The organism is Nonomuraea sp. NPDC050383 (assembly GCF_044459125.1).
Lineage (GTDB): Bacteria > Actinomycetota > Actinomycetes > Streptosporangiales > Streptosporangiaceae > Nonomuraea.
In genome coordinates this window covers 193,117-210,557 of sequence record NZ_JBITIP010000003.1, presented here as the reverse complement: position 1 = coordinate 210,557, position 17,441 = coordinate 193,117, and the positions used below count along the sequence as shown (strand labels likewise).

Below are 17,441 nucleotides of genomic sequence, written 5' to 3'. Positions count from 1 at the left end.
CTTTCGGGTTCGGGCCGTGACTGGATCTACAGGACGGTCACGGCCTGCCGGTAGCGTCCTGTGGATCCCTGTGAAAGGAAACCGGTCATGATCGTGATCGCGCATCTCAGTGACACCCACCTCGACGGGACGCCGCGTGCCGCCGAGCGCACCCGCAAGGTCGCCGAGTTCGTGGACCGCCTGCCGTACGAGCTGGACGCGGTGCTGGTCACCGGCGACATCGCCGACCACGGGCGGGCGGAGGAGTACGAGGAGGCGCGCAAGCTGCTGGACCTGCGTCACCCCACGTTCCTCTGCCCGGGCAACCACGACGACCGGGCCGAGTTCCGCCGGGTGCTGCTCGGCGAGCCGCCCACGACCGGCCCCGTGAACCAGGTGCACCGGACCGCGGGGGCCGTCTACGCGCTGTGCGACTCGACCATCCCCGGCGAGGACGGCGGCCTGCTGGCCGGAGAGACGCTCGACTGGCTCGAAGGAGTGCTCGACGAGGCCGACGCGCCGGTGTTCGTCGCCTTCCACCACCAGCCGATCCCGCTGCGCCACGCCGTGGCCGACACCATGGGCCTGGCCGAGCCGGACCGGCTGGCCGCCCTGGTGTCCCGGCATCCCAGGGTCGCGGCCGTGCTGTGCGGGCACTGCCACATGGCGGTCGCCTCGACCTTCGCGGGGCGCCCCCTGCGGGCCGCGCCGGGCGTCGTCTCCGCCCTCGTGCTGCCGTGGGAGGAGGGCGCGGACGCCATGGCGACCTGCGTCGACTACGACGCCCCCGTGTCGCTGGCCTTCCACGTGCTCGACGACGACGGGGTGCTCACCACCCACTACCGCGCCCTCGCCTGACTCGCCCGGTCCTGACGGGCCCTGTCCTTACGGGCCCTGTCCTTACGGGTAGGTCTTTGGCGCGATCACGTGTATGTACGGTGCGCGACGGCGCCCCTACGTTCGAGTCATGTGCGATCTGAACCCACGGGAAAGCCGTGACGTCCTGGAGTCCCTGAGCGAGATCCGCGCACTGGCCGACCAGCTGGCCGCGCACTCCACGGCCATCCAGGAGACCGCCTACATGGACCACGCCAACCTCGCCACGCTGCTGACGGCGCTGCGCGACCGCGCCGACACGGCCAGGGAGTGGGTGGAGGCCAAGCCCCGTCAGCACGCCGGGCACCAGGGCCACTGAGTCACGACCGGAGTCACCAGGTGTGCCGGTTCCGGCTGGGCGGCGGGGCCCGGCCGGGACCGGCCCTTCTCCCGAGACCCGTGATCCAACCCATGGTCCAGCCGTGGTTCAGCAGCTCCTCATGGCGCGCGTGTGCGAGTGGACTTTCCTCGCCTTTCCCGTTCTGATGATCTCACCGGTCGATTCGGTGCGTGTTCGCGGGAGCGAGGGGAAAGCCCATGGGACCTCGGCGTCCGGCGAGGCTCAGGCCTCGGTGGGCCGGTCGTAGCCTTCGGACCCGCCGTAGACCTTGCGGTGCGGGTCCTGCTCCGGCTGGTTGGCCGGGTCGGTGGGGGACGGGTCGAACTCCTCGGCGAAGTCCGCGTCGTCGTACACCTCGGGATTCTCCCGCCGGTCGGCGAGCGGCCGCTCGTCGGGCTGCGACATGGCTCCTCCTGCGATCGGATGGACCACCCCTGGCCGCGGGCCGGCGGGCGGCGGACATCGGGTCCCTGCCCGCGATGGGCGCGCTCATGTCGGCGAACGAGCCGGAAGCCACACGGGACGGCCGGTTACGGCCCTACCTCGTTCGTGAATCCGGTCATTCATCTCGCTGTGGGGGAGCCATATGCGCGTATCCATCATCAAAAGAGTCACCGCCGTCGTCGCGGCCCTCGCCCTGCCCGTGGTCGCGACCGGCCCGGCGCAGGCCAAGGGGCTGGACGACTCCTTCGCCGGACTGCTGACCAGGCAGGTCACGGGGGCGAACGTGCGCAAGCACCTGGACGCGCTCCAGGCCATCGCCGACGCCAACGGCGGCACCCGGGCCGCGGGCACGCCCGGCTACGCCGCCTCCCGCGACTACGTGGCGGGCAAGCTGCGCAAGGCCGGCTACCGGGTCACGCTCGACCCCGTCCACTTCGTCGAGAGCTGGACCCAGAACGGCCCGCCGACCCTGGAGCTGACCGCTCCCGACCCGCAGACGTACACCCCGGACGAGGACTTCTTCACCTTCCAGCCGTCACCCGCCGGTGAGGTCACCGCGCAGGTCCAGGGGGTGGACCTGACGCTGCCGCCGACGCCCGCGCCCACCTCCACCAGCGGCTGCGAGACCTCCGACTTCGACGGGTTCGTGGCCGGCCGGATCGCGCTCATCCAGCGCGGCACATGCGCGTTCGCCACCAAGATCCGCAATGCCGGGTCCGCCGGGGCGTCCGGCATCATCGTCTTCAACGAGGGCCAGCCGGGCCGCACCGACGCGTTCCCGCTGGACATCGGCGAGTGGCGGGCCGGCGTGCCCATGGTCTTCGCCGACTTCGCGGTCGGCCAGGCGCTGGCCGCCGCTCCCGGCGCGACCGTCCACCTCAAGGTGGACGCCACGCTCAAGCTCGGCACCGACCACAACGTGATCGCGGAGACGCGCCTCGGCGACCCGCGGAACGTCGTCATGGCCGGCGCCCACCTCGACAGCGTGACGGCCGGGCCGGGCATCAACGACAACGGCTCCGGCAGCGCGGCCATCCTGGAGACCGCCCTGCGGATGGCCCACTACCCGGTCCGCAACAAGGTGCGCTTCGGGTTCTGGGCGGCCGAGGAGATCGGCCTGCTCGGCTCCGAGCAGTACGTGGAGGGACTGACGGACGAGCAGCGCGACCGGATCCGGCTGTACCTGAACTTCGACATGGTCGCCTCGCCCAACTACGCCTACAAGCTGTACGACGGCGACGACTCCGACGCCGAGGGCTCGCCGGCGGGCCCGCCCGGCTCGGCGCAGATCGAGCAGCAGCTCGAAGCCTTCTACGACGCCCGGAGCCTCGGTCACGTGGGCACCGACTTCGACGGCCGCTCCGACTACGGGCCGTTCATCGCGGCGGGTATCCCGTCCGGCGGGATCTTCACGGGGGCCGAGGACATCAAGACGGCCGAGGAGGCCGCCGTGTTCGGCGGCACGGCCGGGGTCGCCTACGACGCCTGCTACCACCAGGCGTGCGACAGCACGGCCAACATCGACGCGACCGCGCTCGACGTCAACGCCGACGCGATCGCCGACTCGACCATCAGGTACGCCTTCAACCTGAGCTCGATCCCGGAGCGCGGCGACACCGCGGGGGCGTCCCGCCTCGCTGCGCGCACCACGAACCGATAGCGGGCCTCCCCACGATGGGCCGGAGGGCGGTCGCCGGGAGGGCGGCCGCCCTTCGCGTGCAAGCGAGGGGTCCCACGCATAGCGGGGCGGGGGACGTGGCGTCTGAGAGGGTGACATCCACATCTCTTGGAGGTGACCGTGGACCCCGCAGACGAGCGAGGTTTCCGCGAGTTCGTTTCCGCCCGCTCGCCCGCGCTCATGCGCCTCGGCTACCTGATCACCGGCGGTGACCAGTACGCGGCCGAGGACCTGGTGCAGAGCGCGCTGGCGAAGCTGGCGTCCCGGTGGCGGCGGGTCGAGGCGCCCGAGGCGTACGTCAGGCAGATCATGTACCGCCAGCACATCAGCTGGTGGCGCACGACGGCCCGCCGCGGCGAGGTCGTCCAGGCCGTGCCGCCCGAGCTGCCCGGCGAGGACCGCACCCACCAGAGCGAGCTGCGCATGGTGCTGCGCGGCGCGCTGGCCCGGCTGACCGCGCGGCAACGCACCGTGCTCGTGCTCCGCTACTTCGAGGACCTGCCCGACCACCAGGTCGCCCGGGAGCTCGGCTGCTCCGTCGGCACGGTCCGCAGCACCGCCCACCGATCCCTCGCCCGGCTGCGCGAGATCGCCCCCGAGCTCGCCGAGGAACTGGAGGCCGTCCGATGACCCGACTGCTGCGCGACACCCTGGAGGACTGGGCCGGCGAGGCCCGGGTGCCGCACGACCTGGCCGACCGGGCGCTCGGAGGCCGGCGCCGGCGATGGGTACTCCCGGCCGGCGTGGGCATCCTGGCCGCGGGGCTGGCGGTCGCCGTCGCCGTCACCGTGTCCGGGCTGGGCGTGGACCACCGGCAGGCCACGGTACGGCCGGCGACGGGCGTCACGCTCCCCGCCCGGCCGTCGCCCGCGCCCACGGACGTGCGGACGTACACCGAGGGCCGGCCGCCGCGCACGCTCATCGCGGCCGGTAACGTCGCGGTCTCCGCCTACTGGACCACCGCCACGGAGAAGGTGTCCGAGAAGCTGGAGCGCTTCAGGCGGACGTGGTGGCTGTACGACCCGAGGAACGACGGCTACGAGAAGACCGACTGGGCCTGGGTGGACGTCGCCCCGGGGCTCCAGACCGCCGCCGCGATCCAGGGCGACCTGCTGGGCAGGCGGATCGCGATCGTGGACATGGCGACGCGCGAGGTCCGCTCGGTCATCGCCCTGGACCACGACGCCGGCTCGGTCGTCTGGTCGCCGGACGGCACCAGGCTGCTCGTCACGACGTACTCCGGCTATCCCGACGAGCAGCCGCCCATGAAGAACAACATGATCACGTACGACGCCAACACGAAGATCGGCACCCGTACGGGCTACTACGTCGTCGATGTGACCACGGGCGAGAAGGAGTATCACGAGCTGCCGGCGTTCACCTCGCCCCCGAAGGGGGAGGGCACCGCCCCGGGGAACGGCAACTCCCGGCAGGACATGGGCTGGAGCGTGGACGGCTCCCTGGTCTGGGCACCCACCGACACCATGCCGGACCGCCTCTTCTACACCCCGGACGGCGAGCGCCACGACCCGCCCGCCGACCGGTACATCCCCTACACCGGCCGCACCGCCCTGTCCCCCAACGGCAAGCTGGTCATCGGTCCCCGGCAGTCCGGGCTGCCCACGGAGATCACGGACGCGCGAACGGGACAGGTCGCCGGCCGGCAGAAGGTGCTCCAGCTTCTCGCCTGGGCCGATGACGACAACGTGATCGCGCTGGGCTGCGCCGGGAAGTGCGACGACGAGTTCGACAACGGGCTCGTGCTCGTCAGCGTGGACGGCGACAGGACCACGCAGCTCGCCGCCACCGGCAAGAGCGAGGGCGCGGGCTCCTGGCGCTGGGTTCTCACACCCCGCTGACCTGGCCACATGTTCTCCACAGGCTTGGACGCCGCGTTCCAGGGCACTCGGAAGGTCGTCTTCGGGCGATGTGAGGAGGATCCGGTGACCACTGTGGAGAACGCCGGGCGTCAGGCTCAGGCGATGGCGCGGCGGGCGGCCGACCATCCGATGCTCGACCGGCTCGCCAGGATCGGCCTGGCCTGCCGCGGCATCCTGTACGCCCTGATCGGAGTGCTGGCGGTGCAGATCGCCCTCGGCCATGGAGGCAAGCAGGCCGACAAGGGCGGCGCGATGACCACGATCGCGAGCCTGCCGTTCGGCGCGGTGCTGCTGTGGGTGATGGTCGTCGGCTTCGCCGGACTGGCCCTGTGGCAGGCGTCGGAGGCGCTGTTCGGCGGGCTCAAGGCGAAGGACCGCGTCGAGGCGGCGTTCCGCACCGCCGTGTACGTGCTGATCGTCGGCTCCCTGCTGACCCTGCTGCTGGCCGGGCGGTCCTCGTCGGACGACAAGAAGTCGCAGGACGTGACCGGCAAGCTGCTCGACCTGCCGGGCGGGCAGTTCATCGTGGGGCTGATCGGGCTCGGCATCATCGGGCTCGGCGTCTACTGGATGTACCAGGGATGGAAGAAGAAGTTCCGCAAGGAGCTGGACCAGAGCCGCATGTCACCCACGGCCCGCAAGGCGATGGACCGGCTCGGCACCGCCGGCTACCTGGCGCGCGGCGCCATCGCCGCCCTCGCAGGCGTCTTCGTGGTGCAGGCGGCCATCACCTACGACCCCGACAAGGCCGGCGGCATCGACGCCACCCTGCGGGCCTTCGCCGACACGCCGGTGGGGCCGTGGCTGCTGATGGTGGTGGCCGTCGGGCTGCTGCTGTTCGCGGGCTACTGCTTCGGCGAGTCGCGCTGGCGCCGCACCTGACGCGCCGTCCGCCGTTCGGGACCCCCGGCCGGGCCGGGGGTCCCGGCCGTACGCGGATCTCTCCCGGTGAAACGGTCAGTCGACGGCCGGGACCGGCCGCGTCGCCGTGCTCCCTGTCAGCCGGTGGATCCGCCGGTCGCCGCCCCAGCGGTTGATCGCCTCCTCGTCGGCGAAGGCCAGCGCGCGCATCATGTTGCCGGCGTAGGAGGTCAGGATCGTGCGCCGCAACCGCCGCCGCTGCGGCGCCGTCAGCCGGTCGGTGCCCGCCTCGACCGGGTCGCCGTAGTGCGGCGCGTAGGACACGCCCCCGAAGCCGGTACGGCTCAGCAGCGTCCGCAGCGTCTCGGGCGCGTAGAACATCAGATGGTTCTTGGTGAAGCCGCTCCACGCCGGGCCGTGCGTCTTCAGCAGCAGCGACCGGGCGTTGACCGTAAGCACGAGCAGCACGCCCCCCGGCGCCAGCAGCCGCCTGAACTCCGTGAAGTCCGACAACGGCCTCGGCAGGTGCGCGAGCACCGACCAGAGTGTGATCACGTCGAAGCCGCCCTCCGCGACCTCCGGCACGTCCCGCGGCGCACCGAAGTACGCCCGCGCCCGGGTCAGCCGCGCGTTCGCCTGCTCCACCGAGTCGGGCGACAGGTCCACGCCGTACGCCTCGAAGCCGCGCTGCTCGGCCAGTTCGAGGAACAGCCCGGCGCCGCAGCCGAAGTCGAGCAGCCGCCGGCCGCGCCCGTCGCTGAACACCGGGGCGAACGCGTCCATGGTCAGCCGGTAGCGGCGCTGCCGGTTGGCCGCGTACGCGCCGCTCAGGAAGCCGCTGTAGCCGGTGGCGTACAGGTCGCCCAGGTGCTCGGGGCGGATGTTCGGGTTGCGGTAGAGGAAGCCGCACGAGGGGCAGCGGACCACGTGGTAGCTCCATCCGTCGCCGTTGGCCGGCTCGAACAGCGGCTGCTGGCGCGACTCCCCGCACATCGTGCAGGTGACGAACTCCTCGATGTCGCCGAGCGGCATGGCCGCCGCGTAGTCCGCGAGCGGCACCACCGGGGCGCGCCGCAGCCGCCACTGCCATCGGGCCTCGCGCACCAGGCGTTCGCCGGGACGGACGTAGGCACGCTGGGGCAGGGGCACGCGATCGTAGCGGGAACCGTAGATCATCCGGCTGATCAGCCGACGCGCGGAAACCATGGCAACACCTCTGATAAAGAGCGGAATGCCGGGGATTTGCCCCTGTCTGTGAGCGGCTATTCCCTCGCGCTGGTCAAGAGGGCGCCCCGACGGCCGCGGGTGGTGCGCGGGGCTCTCAGGCCGATGGGAGGGAGGTGGCGCCGTGGGCGAGGCCCTGTCGCTCGGCCCAGGCGTCGAGCGTCCTGATGGCGGCGTGGTCGGGGCCGCCGGCGGGGGCGCTCATGAGCACGATCGCCTGGGCGCCGTCGTCCGCGCAGGTGAGGACCTGCCAGTCCACGCTGAACCGGCCGGCCACCGGGTGGTCCAGCCGGCTGCTCCCCGAGGTGCGCGTGGTCACCAGGTGCTGGGTCCACCAGGTGCGGAAGTCCTGGTCGCGCAGGGACAGCTCGCCCACCAGCTCCCGCAGCCGGGGCGCGTCGCAGGCCACCCCCGCCGCCAGCCGCAGCGCGGACACGGCCTCCTGGGCGCGTTCACGCCAGTCGACGAGCATCGCCCGGACGTGGGGGTCGAGGAACGTCATCCGCACGTAGTTGCGGTGCCGGGGCTCCATGGCGGCCAGGTCGCCGAGCAGCGCGGCGGCCAGCCGGTTCCAGGCGAGGATGTCGAAGTAGCGGCCCATGACCAGGGCCGGGGTGTCGGCGAGGTTGGCGAGCAGGCGCTCCACCTGGGGGCTCACCCGGGCCGTCGGGCCGCCGCGCCGCTCGACGGCGTCGTCGGGGTGCGCGAGCTGGATGAGATGGCGCTGCTGGTCGTCGTTGAGCAGCAGGGCGCGGCCGATGGCGTGCAGCACCGGGCGGGAGGCGGTGCGCACGCGGCCCTGCTCCAGGCGCGTGTAGTAGTCGATGCTGATGCCGGCGAGCTGGGCCACCTCTTCCCGGCGCAGACCCGGCACGCGTCGCGGGTGGCCGGTCTCCGGCAGGCCCACGTCCGCCGCGGTGATCAGAGATCGCCGCGTGCTCAGGAAGTCGCCCAGCTGCCCTCTCGGGCTCGCGTCCGGTGCTTGCATCACCGGGATTATGGCATCTATGCGGAGCTTTCACCGGGGAAAACCGTTCCTCGGAACGCCGCATCCTTCCTGGTCAGCGCGGTAACCGTCAAGCTTTGACATGGAGGGGGGAGGGGGCCGGCCGCCGCTGACCGGGAGGGATTCTGTGGCGGCCGGCCCCTTTCGTTCTGCCTTGCCCCGGTTCGCGGCCGCTCGGTTTCACAGGTGGGCGGTGGCGCGGAAGGCCGGGTGCGAGGGCCCGTACGCGGCCGCCTCGTACGGGCCGTCCGCGACGGGGCGGCCCAGCAGGATCTGCGCGGGCACCGCCCTGAACAGCGCGGCCCCCCGCACCGCGGGCGCGAGCGTCAGCGCGAACAGCGCGCCCACAGCGGTGTTGAACAGCACGAACGTCGTCGTGCCGCTGCCCAGGCCGAGCAGCTGCGGCAGCCCGCCGTCGACGCCGGGGATCCCCGCGATGATCCACCCGTAGAGCGGGAACGTCAGACCGGCGATCGCCACCGCCCACCAGACGGTGGTGACGACAAAGGAGACGATGGCGAACGGCAGCGCCAGGATGCCGTACAGCAGGTCCATCCAGGTCTGGGCGCTCGTCAACGGGTTCAGCGTCCGCCGCCACCACCCGGCCCCCACCGGCGGCCGGGCGTACACGGGACGGGTGACGGGCCGGCGCAGGACGTCGGCGAGGGCGGCGCGCTCGCTGTCGGCGACGTTGCGCGCCAGGAGGGCGGTGGCGGCGAGCACGAGCAGGCCGACCACGGCGACCGCGCTACCCAGCCCGGCCGCGACACCGGTCACGACCAGGGCGAACGAGGCGAGAGCGGTCGGCAGGCCCAGGAGCGTGTAGCGGGTGTCGGAGGCGATGCGATGCCGGAGGGTCGTCATGAGGAGAACGCTACGGACGCGGACGGCCCGGAACGATGCCGCCCGCAGGCCGGTCCGGGGTAGGGACAGCCCTACCGTCGCCGCTCGGACGGCGCGCCCGCCTCACCTCCGATCGACGCGTGGCCGCGGGCGGCGCAGCCAGGCGAGGAGCCAGAAGCCCTCCGCGGCCGCGTCCAGCAGGTACGTGGGCGAGATGCGGCCCTTCGGCACGTACACCAGGTCGACGGCCAGCAGCGTGGCAGCCGTGGCCCGGCCGACGCGGCGCGCCTGCTCGGCCCCCGCCACGGTCGAGGCGCCCCGGAGCTGGGTCCAGCCGACGCCGACCAGCAGCCCGGCCACCGTACGGACCAGCCAGCGGTCGGTCTTCGGGCCGAAGACCCGCTCGAAGCTCGGCATGTGCAGCAGCGGCCAGAGCCCGCCCACCACGTTGAACAGCCCGTGCGCCCGGGCCAGTGCCGCCGTGCCCCGGTCGGGGACGGCGCCGGCCCCGAGCACCACGGGCCCGGTCTCGGCCCCGCTCGCCCCGGGAGCCGCACCGCGGGCCGGGGCGCGCGTACCGGGCGGGAAGGTCATTTCTTCGCCTGCCGGATGACGTCGCGGATGCGGTCCATCATCGCGGTGGGCGTCCCGACCAGGATGTTCTTGGTGACCGACTCGACGCCCGGATGCGGATGGGTGGGCGCCATCGCCTCGGCGGCCTTGACCCCGGCGGACATCGCGCGGCGCTCGGCGGGGCTGGTCTCGGCCCGCAGCTTGGCGAACTCGTAGCGCTCCTCGCTGCGGGCGTGCGCGGTGACGGCGGCGCGCAGCACCGCGAGCCTCTCCAGGAAGTCGGGGGCGTCGGGCCCGTCCTTGTCCATCTGCTGGAGCAGCTCCTTGGCCTCGCGCTCCTCGGCCAGCCGCTCGTCCACGACGCCCTCGCCCCCGTCGATGACCTTGCGGGCGTACGGGTGGACGATCTCCTCCTCGGCCGTCTCGTGCACGGCGAGGAGGCGCACCAGGCGGGTGAAGGCCTCGCCCCGCTTCTGCGGGCCCGCCGCCTCGACCTCGTCGAACATGTCCCTGATCATGGCGTGCTGGGCCAGCAGCAGATCGATGACGTCCGTCTCCTCCATCGTCTCCGGCCGGCGCGAGCTGTCGGGCATGACGGTCTCCTCTCGACTACGCCGCCGCCTACCCCGGGCGGCGCGCGTCACGCGCGTCATGACCCATTCCGGGAGCTTCGCCGACCTCCGTGAAAGTTTCACGGACAGATCCAGGTGGGGCGGGAAGTCTCGCCGTTCGTGGCCGCTTTTCGTTGACATCTGGCCGCCGGCTCCCACAATCCTGCTTGGGAGCGCTCCCATATCGGCTCCGTACCCGGCGCCCATACCGCGCTCCCGTCGAAGCCAGGAGGTGAGGCCGTCCCGTTGAACCGTGTGACCGTTCCATGACACCATCCCGCCCGGATGGCAGGGACGCGGCCGGCCTTGAGACTTCCCCCCTCTCCGCCGGCCGCGTTCTCCACGTCATGACCCGCCCCGTGGTCAGCGAGCCCGTGGTCAGCGAGCCCGTGATCAGCCGGCCCGTGGTCAGCGAGCGGTCTCCCGCTCGAACCGGTCGCGCGCCGCGTCGATCACCCCCTCGTCCGCGAACTCCTCGAACGCCTCCTCGTGCCAGCGCTCAGGGATGATCTCCCTGACCCGGTCCGGATAGCCCGGGCCCGGCTCGGGGACCCTGACCCATGGCGCGTCACCCAGCCGTACCGCGATCGGGCCCGAGGCGCGGACCGACATGGCCCAGTTCGTGCCCGCACCGGTGATCGCGCACATGTGCCGGGCGTAGACCCACCGCACCTCGGCCACCGTCCGGGCGGCCGGCGGGTCGAAGCCGAACGGCTCCACCGCGCACACCACCCGACCGGCGTTCTCACCGAAGTCGTGGCCGTGCTCGTGGTGCTCGGCGGGTGTCGCCTGTTCGAGCAGGGCCGTCACCCGGGCAGCGAGCCGCCGCTCCAGGTCGTGCCGGTCAGCCTGCTGCACGCCCAGAACCACGGCCACCCCGGCCAGCAGGAGGAGGGCCGCGGCGATCGCCGCCACGACCCCCTTCCGCCGGGACAGGGTCACGGTCCCCGCCCCGGGCCGGTCGTCGCCTAGGGGCTCGTGCACGTCAGCGCGGGAGCCGGGTCGGGGGCGGTGCCGGTCGCGTTGAACCCGAACGTGGTGCTGGCGTTCGCCGCGAGCTGCGCGTTGTGGGGCGCGTTCTTGACCGTCACGTTGGGCGGCTGCGAGGAGAGCACGCCGTTCCACGGTGATCCGTCGAAGCCCTGGCCTCCGCTGTACGCCCACCGGACCGTCCAGCCGTTCAGCGGCGTGGAGCCCGGGTTGCGCACGGTCACCTCGCCCTGGAAGTGGCCCGCCCAGCCCGGCGTGGCGATGGTGCGCCAGGTGGCGGAGCAACTTCCGGAGGAGGTCGGGGTCACGGTCGGGGTGGCCGTGGGGGTGACGGTCGGGGTCGTGCCGGGCGACTGGCCGTTCGGGCCGACGCCGGTGACCTCGCCGTTGCCGCCGTCGAAGACCACGTCGGAGCAGCTGTAGAAGTTCTCCTGGCTGTCGGAGCGGATCCAGTGGATGTACAGGATGTGCCGGCCGCTCTTGCCCGACGGGAGCTGGACGTTCCAGTAGTAGTAGTTGAGCGCGCCCGTCCCGCCGGACTGCGGCGGGTTGGCGGCGCTGCCGAACGACTCCAAGTCGGACCACTTGAGCGGTCCGTCGGGGTTCCAGCCGTTCTTGGTGATGTAGTAGACGAACGAGCCGGGGTGCGCCGCCCAGTTGCTGTGCCGGATCTGGATGGTCGCGCCCGAGGTCAGGTGGGTGACGGGCCAGTCGGAGCGGACCGCGTTGTAGGCGGTGAAGTCGTACGGGCCGCCCGTGCCGCCGCTGCAGAGCTGGCCGTCGGGGATGAACCCCGTCGTGCGGCCGGCGCCGTCGGAGCGCAGCACCGCGAACCAGTTGTAGAGCGGGGTCGAGCCGCTCTGCGCGACCGCCGCCGCGCAGGCCGGGTTGTAGGGGATGATCTGCCCGTTGTCGCGCAGGCCGTCCTGCCAGCACAGGAACGTGCGCGCGCCGGGGAACATCGTGACGCCGTGGGCCTGTGCCTGCTGCGGCGACAACGCCACCAGCAGGCTCGTCACCAGGGCCACGGCCATCGCGGCCACCAGGGCCGCCGACCGGATCGGTCTCATGGAGGAGTCCCTTGTTCGAGCGAAAGGGGAATCCGTCCACGACCCGCCCCGCCCGGCAGCACCCGTGTGCAGGCATTGAAACACGGCGCCCGGAGCCCGGCAACGCGCGATGAAACTTTCAGCCGGCTCGGCGCCTCATGCGCGGCTGTAGCGGGCGTCGCGGGCGGCGGCGGCCAGCGCGGCGGCGCGGGCCGCCTCCGTCGGCGTGAACGGCAGGCCGGGACGCCGCAGCAGCAGGGCGCGCTCCGGGTGGACGGAGATCACCATCGTGCTGTTCAGCTCGCCGTCCTCGTCCACGGTCTCACCCGGACGGCGCCACTCGACGTCGGGCGCGCGCAGCAGCTCGCCCATCGCCTGGGGGAGCTGCTCGGGGTCGTCGTGGACGCGGCGGGCCAGCAGCAGGCCCTGGATGCCCGGGTCGGTCAGGTCCTTGACCTGGGCGGGCACGACCAGCACGTCCAGGCCGCCGGCCCCCGACAGCGCGGCCCGCACGGCGTCCGGCTCCAGGCCCGTGGGCGCCTCGACGACGAACTCGTCCAGGGCGTCGCAGCCCGCCGGCGTGATGGCGCTGCTGCCCGTGGGGGCGATGTGCAGGGAAAGGATGTTGCAGCCCAGGCGGCCGAACGCGCCCGCGACCTCCGCGAGGCGGCCGGGCCGCTCGACCACGCGCATCCGGACCCGCCACAGCGTCATGGTCGTCCCGGCGCCGCCCGGAGGCGGTGTGACAGGCCGCCCTCCGCCGCCGGGCCGCCCTCCGCCCCTTCCGCCGGTCCCCGGGCGCCCGCCTCCGGAGGGCGGGCCGCCGTGGAGTCTTCTGTGGATGGCCGAGCCGAGGACCAGCGCGGCGCCGAGCCCGACCAGCACGACCGGCCCAGGGTCGGTGTGCCCCAGGAGCGTGGCGAGCAGGTGGGCCAGGCCGACCGCCAGGAACAGCACGGCGACCTCGACGGCCTCCCGCCGCCAGGAGCGCGCGTGGTGCCGGCGGCCGGGTTCGGGACGCGGGTGGATCGCCTTCGGTGCATCGCTCATGGCCGCCAGTCTCACCACCGGCTGTTACGCGGCCACGATCCGTGGCATTGCGGCGGCATTAAACCGGGCGCACGAGGTGTCCCCCGTGTGACGGCTCGCGTTCCCCGCGCGTCCGTCAGGCCGCCGCCGGCGGGTCGCCGGGGCGCCACATCGGCCAGAACGTCGAGCCGTCCGGCAGCGCGAACGGCTCGCGTGGCCGGTACCCGTGCCGCAGGTAGAGGGCGCGGCTGCGCGGGCTGCTCGCCTCCAGGTACGCGGGCAGCCCGCCGAGCTCGGCGTGGTGGTGGCGCAGCAGGGCGGTGCCGAGCCCCTGGCCCTGCCGTGACGGATGGACCGCCAGGAACGCCAGGTGGTGGTGCGGCTCGTCCGGGTGGTGCTTGTCGAACAGCGAGTCCAGCAGCCGGAACCGGGGCAGCCACGGCCCGGTGGCCTCCGCCAGCCGGCGCTCGTACCCGGGCGGCTCGGGCACCGGGCCCGTGCGCGGGAACCAGACGGCGGCGGCCGGCGCGTCGTCGATCACGTCGATCCGGCCGTGCCGGGCGGCGTGCTCGACGAGGATCAGGAAGTCGGCGGTCATGATCTCGTGCCGGCCGGCGGGCTCGGGCACGAGGTACGCCACGGCGTCGAGAGGGGCGAACGCCGTCGCGATCAGCTCCGCGACGCGCGGCACGTCGGCGGCGCCGGCGCGGCGGATGACGCGGGACCAGGGTCGTGCGGGCATGGCAGGGGTCTCCTCGCGGATCAGCGGGCGATGTCGTGGAGGGTCGCGGCCTTGGCTCCCAGCCCGACCCGGGAGTAGACGGCCGGCTGTCCGCTGCGCAGCACCAGGGCCCACAGCAGGCCCACCACGGCCGCGCCCGCGTACACGCCGGGCAGGATCCAGGCCAGCGGGTCGCCGTCCGGCACGCCGAGGACCGTCGAGAAGTTGGTGACCGCCAGGTACACCATGACGGCCAGCGCCGCGGCGGCCGGGACGGGCGCGACCAGCCGGCGCCAGACGTCCTCGCCGCTCGGCTGCCGGGAGAAGAAGGCGATGACGGCGACGGAGGTGGCGAAGACCAGGAGGAGCACCCCGAAGCCGCCGAAGGAGCCGCCGTAGAAGAAGAGCTGGACCAGCGGGTCCAGGCCCAGTGCCGCGTACCCGACGATCACGAGGAAGCCCAGCGTGCTCTGCGCGATCGAGCCGGCCTTGGGCGCCCCGGTGCGCGGCCGGGTGCGGCCGAACACGGCGGGCAGCACGCGCTCGCGGCCGAGGGCGAAGAAGTAACGGGCCGTGGTGTTGTGGAAGGAGATCATCGCCGCGAACAGGCTGGTGACGAAGAGCACCCGGGCGAGGTCCACCACGGTGGCGCCGAGGTGTGTCGCGGCGATGGTGAAGATCGTCTCCGCGCCGTCGCGGCGGGCGACCGCGACGATGGCCGAAGGGCCGGTGGCGACCGTCATCGCCCAGGCGGACAGGGCGTAGATGCCGGCGATGACGGCGACCGAGGTGTACGTGGCGGTCGGCACCGTCCGGCGGGGATCGCGGCTCTCCTCGGAGAAGACCACGGCCGACTCGAACCCGACGAAGCCCAGCGTGGCCGTGATCAGCAGCGCGCCCACCCCGGGCACGAACAGCGCGCCCGGCGACAGGGTCTCCAGCGAGAGCCCGGCCGGGGCCGGCCCGGCGAGGTCGGCCACGTCGAACAGCAGGATCACCGCGATCTCGGCGGTGAGCAGGACGGCGAGCAGCCGGCCGTTGATGTCGATCCGCATCACCCCGAGGACCGCGACCAGCGCCCACGCCACCAGCGACAGCACCCACCAGGGCGGTGAGACGCCCGTCCACCGCTCGACGAGGGGGGTGGCCGCCGCGCCGAACGCCCCGTACAGGCCCACCTGGAGCGCGTTGTACGCGATCAGCGCGACCCAGGCCGCGGCGATGCCGGCCGGACGGCCGAGGCCCCGGCTGATGTAGGTGTAGAAGGCTCCGGCGTTGGCCATGTGCCGGGCCATGGCGACGTACCCGACGGCGAAGACGGCGAGCACGGCGCCCACGGCGAGGAAGGCGACGGGCAGGCCGGTGATGCCGGTGACGGCGTAGGCGGTGGTGACCACGCCGGCGACCACGGTCAGCGGAGCGGCGGCCGACAGCACGAAGTACACGACGGACGGGGCGCCGAGCCGGTCGGCGGCCAGGGCGCCGGCGATGGGGTCCGGGCGGGTGGTCGAGGGGGCGACGGGCATCCGATACCTCTCTGGGGGGTTCAGCGGGGGGTCAGGTGCGGTAGGTGAGGACGGCGTCGCCGACGGCCGCGCTGACGTGGCGGCTGAGGTCGCTCAGGGGCTGCGGCATGGCCGCGAGGACGGCGGCCATGTGGCGGTGCGCTTCGGGCCGGTGGCCGGTGTCCTCGACGACGGTGTCGGTCATGCCGCAGGCGTCCACGAGTGCGGCCAGCAGCATGTCGTACGGATTCAGCGGCCGGCGGCGGACCAGTGAGAGGCGCAGCCGGGTGGACGGCCAGACGGCCGGCCCGAACTCCGTGGCGAAATACCGATTCTGTTTGTGTTTCAACACTTTAGGAGTCACGCATTCCAGCAGCCCGATACCCAGCAGCCGGCCGGTCACGTCGGGGAGGGAACGCTGCGCGAGGTACGCCAGCCAGGTACGCACATCGGTGTGCTGGGGCGAATTCGCGATATCGGCGAGGATGCCGTCGGCGACGCGTTCGCGGAGCGGCAGGCGGTCGAGAAGCTGGAGCCGCGCGCCGCGCACCGTGACCCGGTTCTCCAGCACCAGCTCCCCGAGCAGGGCTCCGGCCAGGCCCAATGTCAGCCCCTGGAGGTAGAGGCGCGGCTTGCCGGTGCCCGTCGTGTCCCACACGATGAGGAAGAAATCATCGGCCAGCAACCGGGTTCTCCCGCCGGGAGAGCATTGACGGGGGGCGAACAGAGTGCGTTCCCAGGAGGGACGGCTGGATCGGTTCGCTCACTATCGCCCTTAATGGATGGCCGGTTCAGGAAAGCGCCCGCGGGTGCGCGGAAATGTTTATCAAGAACGCCATCTCCGCGGCTAGGCCCCGCTAACCGACACACCCGCGCAGCGGATGCATTAATGCTCTATATGACGATTTATCCGCCTTAATCAAGATCGTCACCTTGGCCTCTCCCGTCCCAGGAGCCCCCGGGCTCAGCCCTTGAGAAACGCGGTGAGGGCGGCGGCCAGCTCGGCGGGGGCCTCCTCGGCCATGTGGTGGCCGGAGTCGACGCCGTGGCCGCGCAGGTCGCCCGCCCAGCCACGCCACAGGGCGAGCGGGTCGCCGTAGAGGTCCTCCAGGTCGTCGCGGACGGACCACAGGACCAGGGCGGGGCAGCGCAGCCGGGCGCCGGCGGCCCGGTCGGCCTCCTCGTGACGCCGGTCGACGGTCAGGCCGGCGCGGTAGTCCTCCAGCATGCCCCGCACGACGCGGGGGTCGCGGGTGGCCCGGCGGAACTCCGCGTGGTTGGCGTGTCCCATGGCATCGGGGTCGCCGTCGTACCAGGCGTCGGGGTCGACGTTGATGACGCGTTCGGGGATGCCGGGCTGGGCGAAGAAGAACCAGTGCCAGTAGAGGGCGGCGAACCTCGCCGTCATGCGGGACAGGTGCTCGGTGATCGGTACGCAGTCGAGCAGCGCCACGCGCGTGACCGCCGCGGGGTGGTCGAGGGCGAGCCGGAAGGCGACGCAGCCGCCCCGGTCGTGCCCCGCCACCGCGAACCGTTCGTGGCCCAGGTGCCGCATCAGGGCGGCCACGTCGCCGGCCATGGCGCGCTTGGAGTGGCCGGCATGGCCGGGCGTGGGGGCGGGGCCGAGGGAGCGGCCGTAGCCGCGCAGGTCGGGGCAGACGACCGTGAACCCCGCCCCGACCAGGCGAGGGGCGACGCGGTGCCACGTGGCGGAGGTGCGGGGATGGCCGTGCAGCAGCACCACGGGCGGTCCCTGGCCCGCGTGCCGGAAGAAGACGGACACCTCGCCGTCGAGCCGCACCTCGTCGTCACGGAATCCTTCGATCATCCGC

19 protein-coding genes are annotated in these 17,441 nt (G+C 72.7%); 6 read left to right on the top strand and 13 right to left on the bottom strand.

Features of this window, described 5'->3' with window-relative positions; translation table 11 throughout:
- Positions 1-87: 87 nt before the first annotated feature.
- On the top strand, positions 88-837 hold the full coding sequence (locus ACIBG4_RS09255; RefSeq protein WP_397201395.1) for a metallophosphoesterase: 750 nt from the start codon (positions 88-90) through the stop codon (positions 835-837).
- Between the two features lie 109 nt (positions 838-946).
- Complete coding sequence (locus tag ACIBG4_RS09250) at positions 947-1,174, top strand: hypothetical protein (protein ID WP_310708113.1); 228 nt, start codon at positions 947-949, stop codon at positions 1,172-1,174.
- A 243-nt stretch (positions 1,175-1,417) separates the two neighbouring features.
- Here ACIBG4_RS09250 and ACIBG4_RS09245 read toward each other — a convergent pair whose 3' ends face one another.
- A complete protein-coding gene (locus ACIBG4_RS09245) occupies positions 1,418-1,600 on the bottom strand; it encodes a hypothetical protein (RefSeq protein ID WP_310708114.1) in 183 nt (60 codons plus the stop codon).
- A gap of 181 nt (positions 1,601-1,781) precedes the next feature.
- Here ACIBG4_RS09245 and ACIBG4_RS09240 point away from each other — a divergent pair, with 181 nt between their 5' ends.
- The 4 genes from ACIBG4_RS09240 to ACIBG4_RS09225 all read left to right on the top strand — a co-directional run bounded on the left by ACIBG4_RS09240 (position 1,782) and on the right by ACIBG4_RS09225 (position 6,079).
- Positions 1,782-3,299 (top strand): M28 family peptidase, encoded by a 1,518-nt coding sequence (locus ACIBG4_RS09240; protein WP_397201394.1) that lies wholly within the window; start codon positions 1,782-1,784, stop codon positions 3,297-3,299.
- 138 nt (positions 3,300-3,437) lie between these two features.
- Positions 3,438-3,947 carry a SigE family RNA polymerase sigma factor gene (locus ACIBG4_RS09235; protein ID WP_310708116.1) on the top strand — a complete coding sequence of 170 codons (510 nt, stop codon included), beginning with the start codon at positions 3,438-3,440 and terminating at the stop codon, positions 3,945-3,947.
- Positions 3,944-5,176, top strand: coding sequence for a hypothetical protein (locus ACIBG4_RS09230; RefSeq protein WP_397201393.1), 1,233 nt, complete (start codon positions 3,944-3,946; stop codon positions 5,174-5,176). The genes ACIBG4_RS09235 and ACIBG4_RS09230 overlap by 4 nt, the downstream gene beginning before the upstream one ends.
- Positions 5,177-5,260: 84 nt before the next feature.
- The gene (locus ACIBG4_RS09225) at positions 5,261-6,079 is read left to right on the top strand and encodes a DUF1206 domain-containing protein (RefSeq protein WP_397201392.1); all 819 of its coding nucleotides are present in this window, start codon (positions 5,261-5,263) and stop codon (positions 6,077-6,079) included.
- Between the two features lie 75 nt (positions 6,080-6,154).
- Here the strand turns inward: ACIBG4_RS09225 and ACIBG4_RS09220 are convergent, their stop codons facing one another.
- The 12 genes from ACIBG4_RS09220 to ACIBG4_RS09165 form a co-directional block, all read right to left on the bottom strand.
- On the bottom strand, positions 6,155-7,264 hold the full coding sequence (locus tag ACIBG4_RS09220) for a class I SAM-dependent methyltransferase (RefSeq protein ID WP_397201391.1): 1,110 nt from the start codon (positions 7,262-7,264) through the stop codon (positions 6,155-6,157).
- Between the two features lie 115 nt (positions 7,265-7,379).
- Positions 7,380-8,270: a helix-turn-helix transcriptional regulator gene (locus ACIBG4_RS09215; RefSeq protein ID WP_397201390.1), complete on the bottom strand. Its 891-nt coding sequence runs from the start codon at positions 8,268-8,270 to the stop codon at positions 7,380-7,382.
- 198 nt (positions 8,271-8,468) lie between these two features.
- Complete coding sequence (locus ACIBG4_RS09210; protein ID WP_397201389.1) at positions 8,469-9,152, bottom strand: sensor domain-containing protein; 684 nt, start codon at positions 9,150-9,152, stop codon at positions 8,469-8,471.
- Between the two features lie 102 nt (positions 9,153-9,254).
- Entirely contained in the window at positions 9,255-9,725 is a 471-nt protein-coding gene (locus ACIBG4_RS09205; protein ID WP_397201388.1) for a hypothetical protein, read from the bottom strand.
- A complete protein-coding gene (locus tag ACIBG4_RS09200; RefSeq protein ID WP_397201387.1) occupies positions 9,722-10,297 on the bottom strand; it encodes a hemerythrin domain-containing protein in 576 nt (191 codons plus the stop codon). The genes ACIBG4_RS09205 and ACIBG4_RS09200 overlap by 4 nt, the downstream gene beginning before the upstream one ends.
- 426 nt (positions 10,298-10,723) lie before the next feature.
- Positions 10,724-11,299: a hypothetical protein gene (locus tag ACIBG4_RS09195; protein ID WP_310708125.1), complete on the bottom strand. Its 576-nt coding sequence runs from the start codon at positions 11,297-11,299 to the stop codon at positions 10,724-10,726.
- The gene (locus ACIBG4_RS09190; RefSeq protein ID WP_397201386.1) at positions 11,284-12,375 is read right to left on the bottom strand and encodes a lytic polysaccharide monooxygenase; all 1,092 of its coding nucleotides are present in this window, start codon (positions 12,373-12,375) and stop codon (positions 11,284-11,286) included. The genes ACIBG4_RS09195 and ACIBG4_RS09190 overlap by 16 nt, the downstream gene beginning before the upstream one ends.
- 135 nt (positions 12,376-12,510) lie before the next feature.
- Positions 12,511-13,404: an ACT domain-containing protein gene (locus tag ACIBG4_RS09185; RefSeq protein ID WP_397201385.1), complete on the bottom strand. Its 894-nt coding sequence runs from the start codon at positions 13,402-13,404 to the stop codon at positions 12,511-12,513.
- A gap of 115 nt (positions 13,405-13,519) precedes the next feature.
- The gene (locus tag ACIBG4_RS09180) at positions 13,520-14,125 is read right to left on the bottom strand and encodes a GNAT family N-acetyltransferase (protein ID WP_397201384.1); all 606 of its coding nucleotides are present in this window, start codon (positions 14,123-14,125) and stop codon (positions 13,520-13,522) included.
- Positions 14,126-14,145: 20 nt separating this feature from the next.
- A complete protein-coding gene (locus tag ACIBG4_RS09175) occupies positions 14,146-15,630 on the bottom strand; it encodes an APC family permease (protein WP_397201383.1) in 1,485 nt (494 codons plus the stop codon).
- Between the two features lie 31 nt (positions 15,631-15,661).
- Complete coding sequence (locus ACIBG4_RS09170; protein ID WP_397201382.1) at positions 15,662-16,294, bottom strand: GPP34 family phosphoprotein; 633 nt, start codon at positions 16,292-16,294, stop codon at positions 15,662-15,664.
- 279 nt (positions 16,295-16,573) lie between these two features.
- Positions 16,574-17,437: an alpha/beta fold hydrolase gene (locus ACIBG4_RS09165; RefSeq protein ID WP_397201381.1), complete on the bottom strand. Its 864-nt coding sequence runs from the start codon at positions 17,435-17,437 to the stop codon at positions 16,574-16,576.
- Positions 17,438-17,441 lie beyond the last annotated feature (4 nt).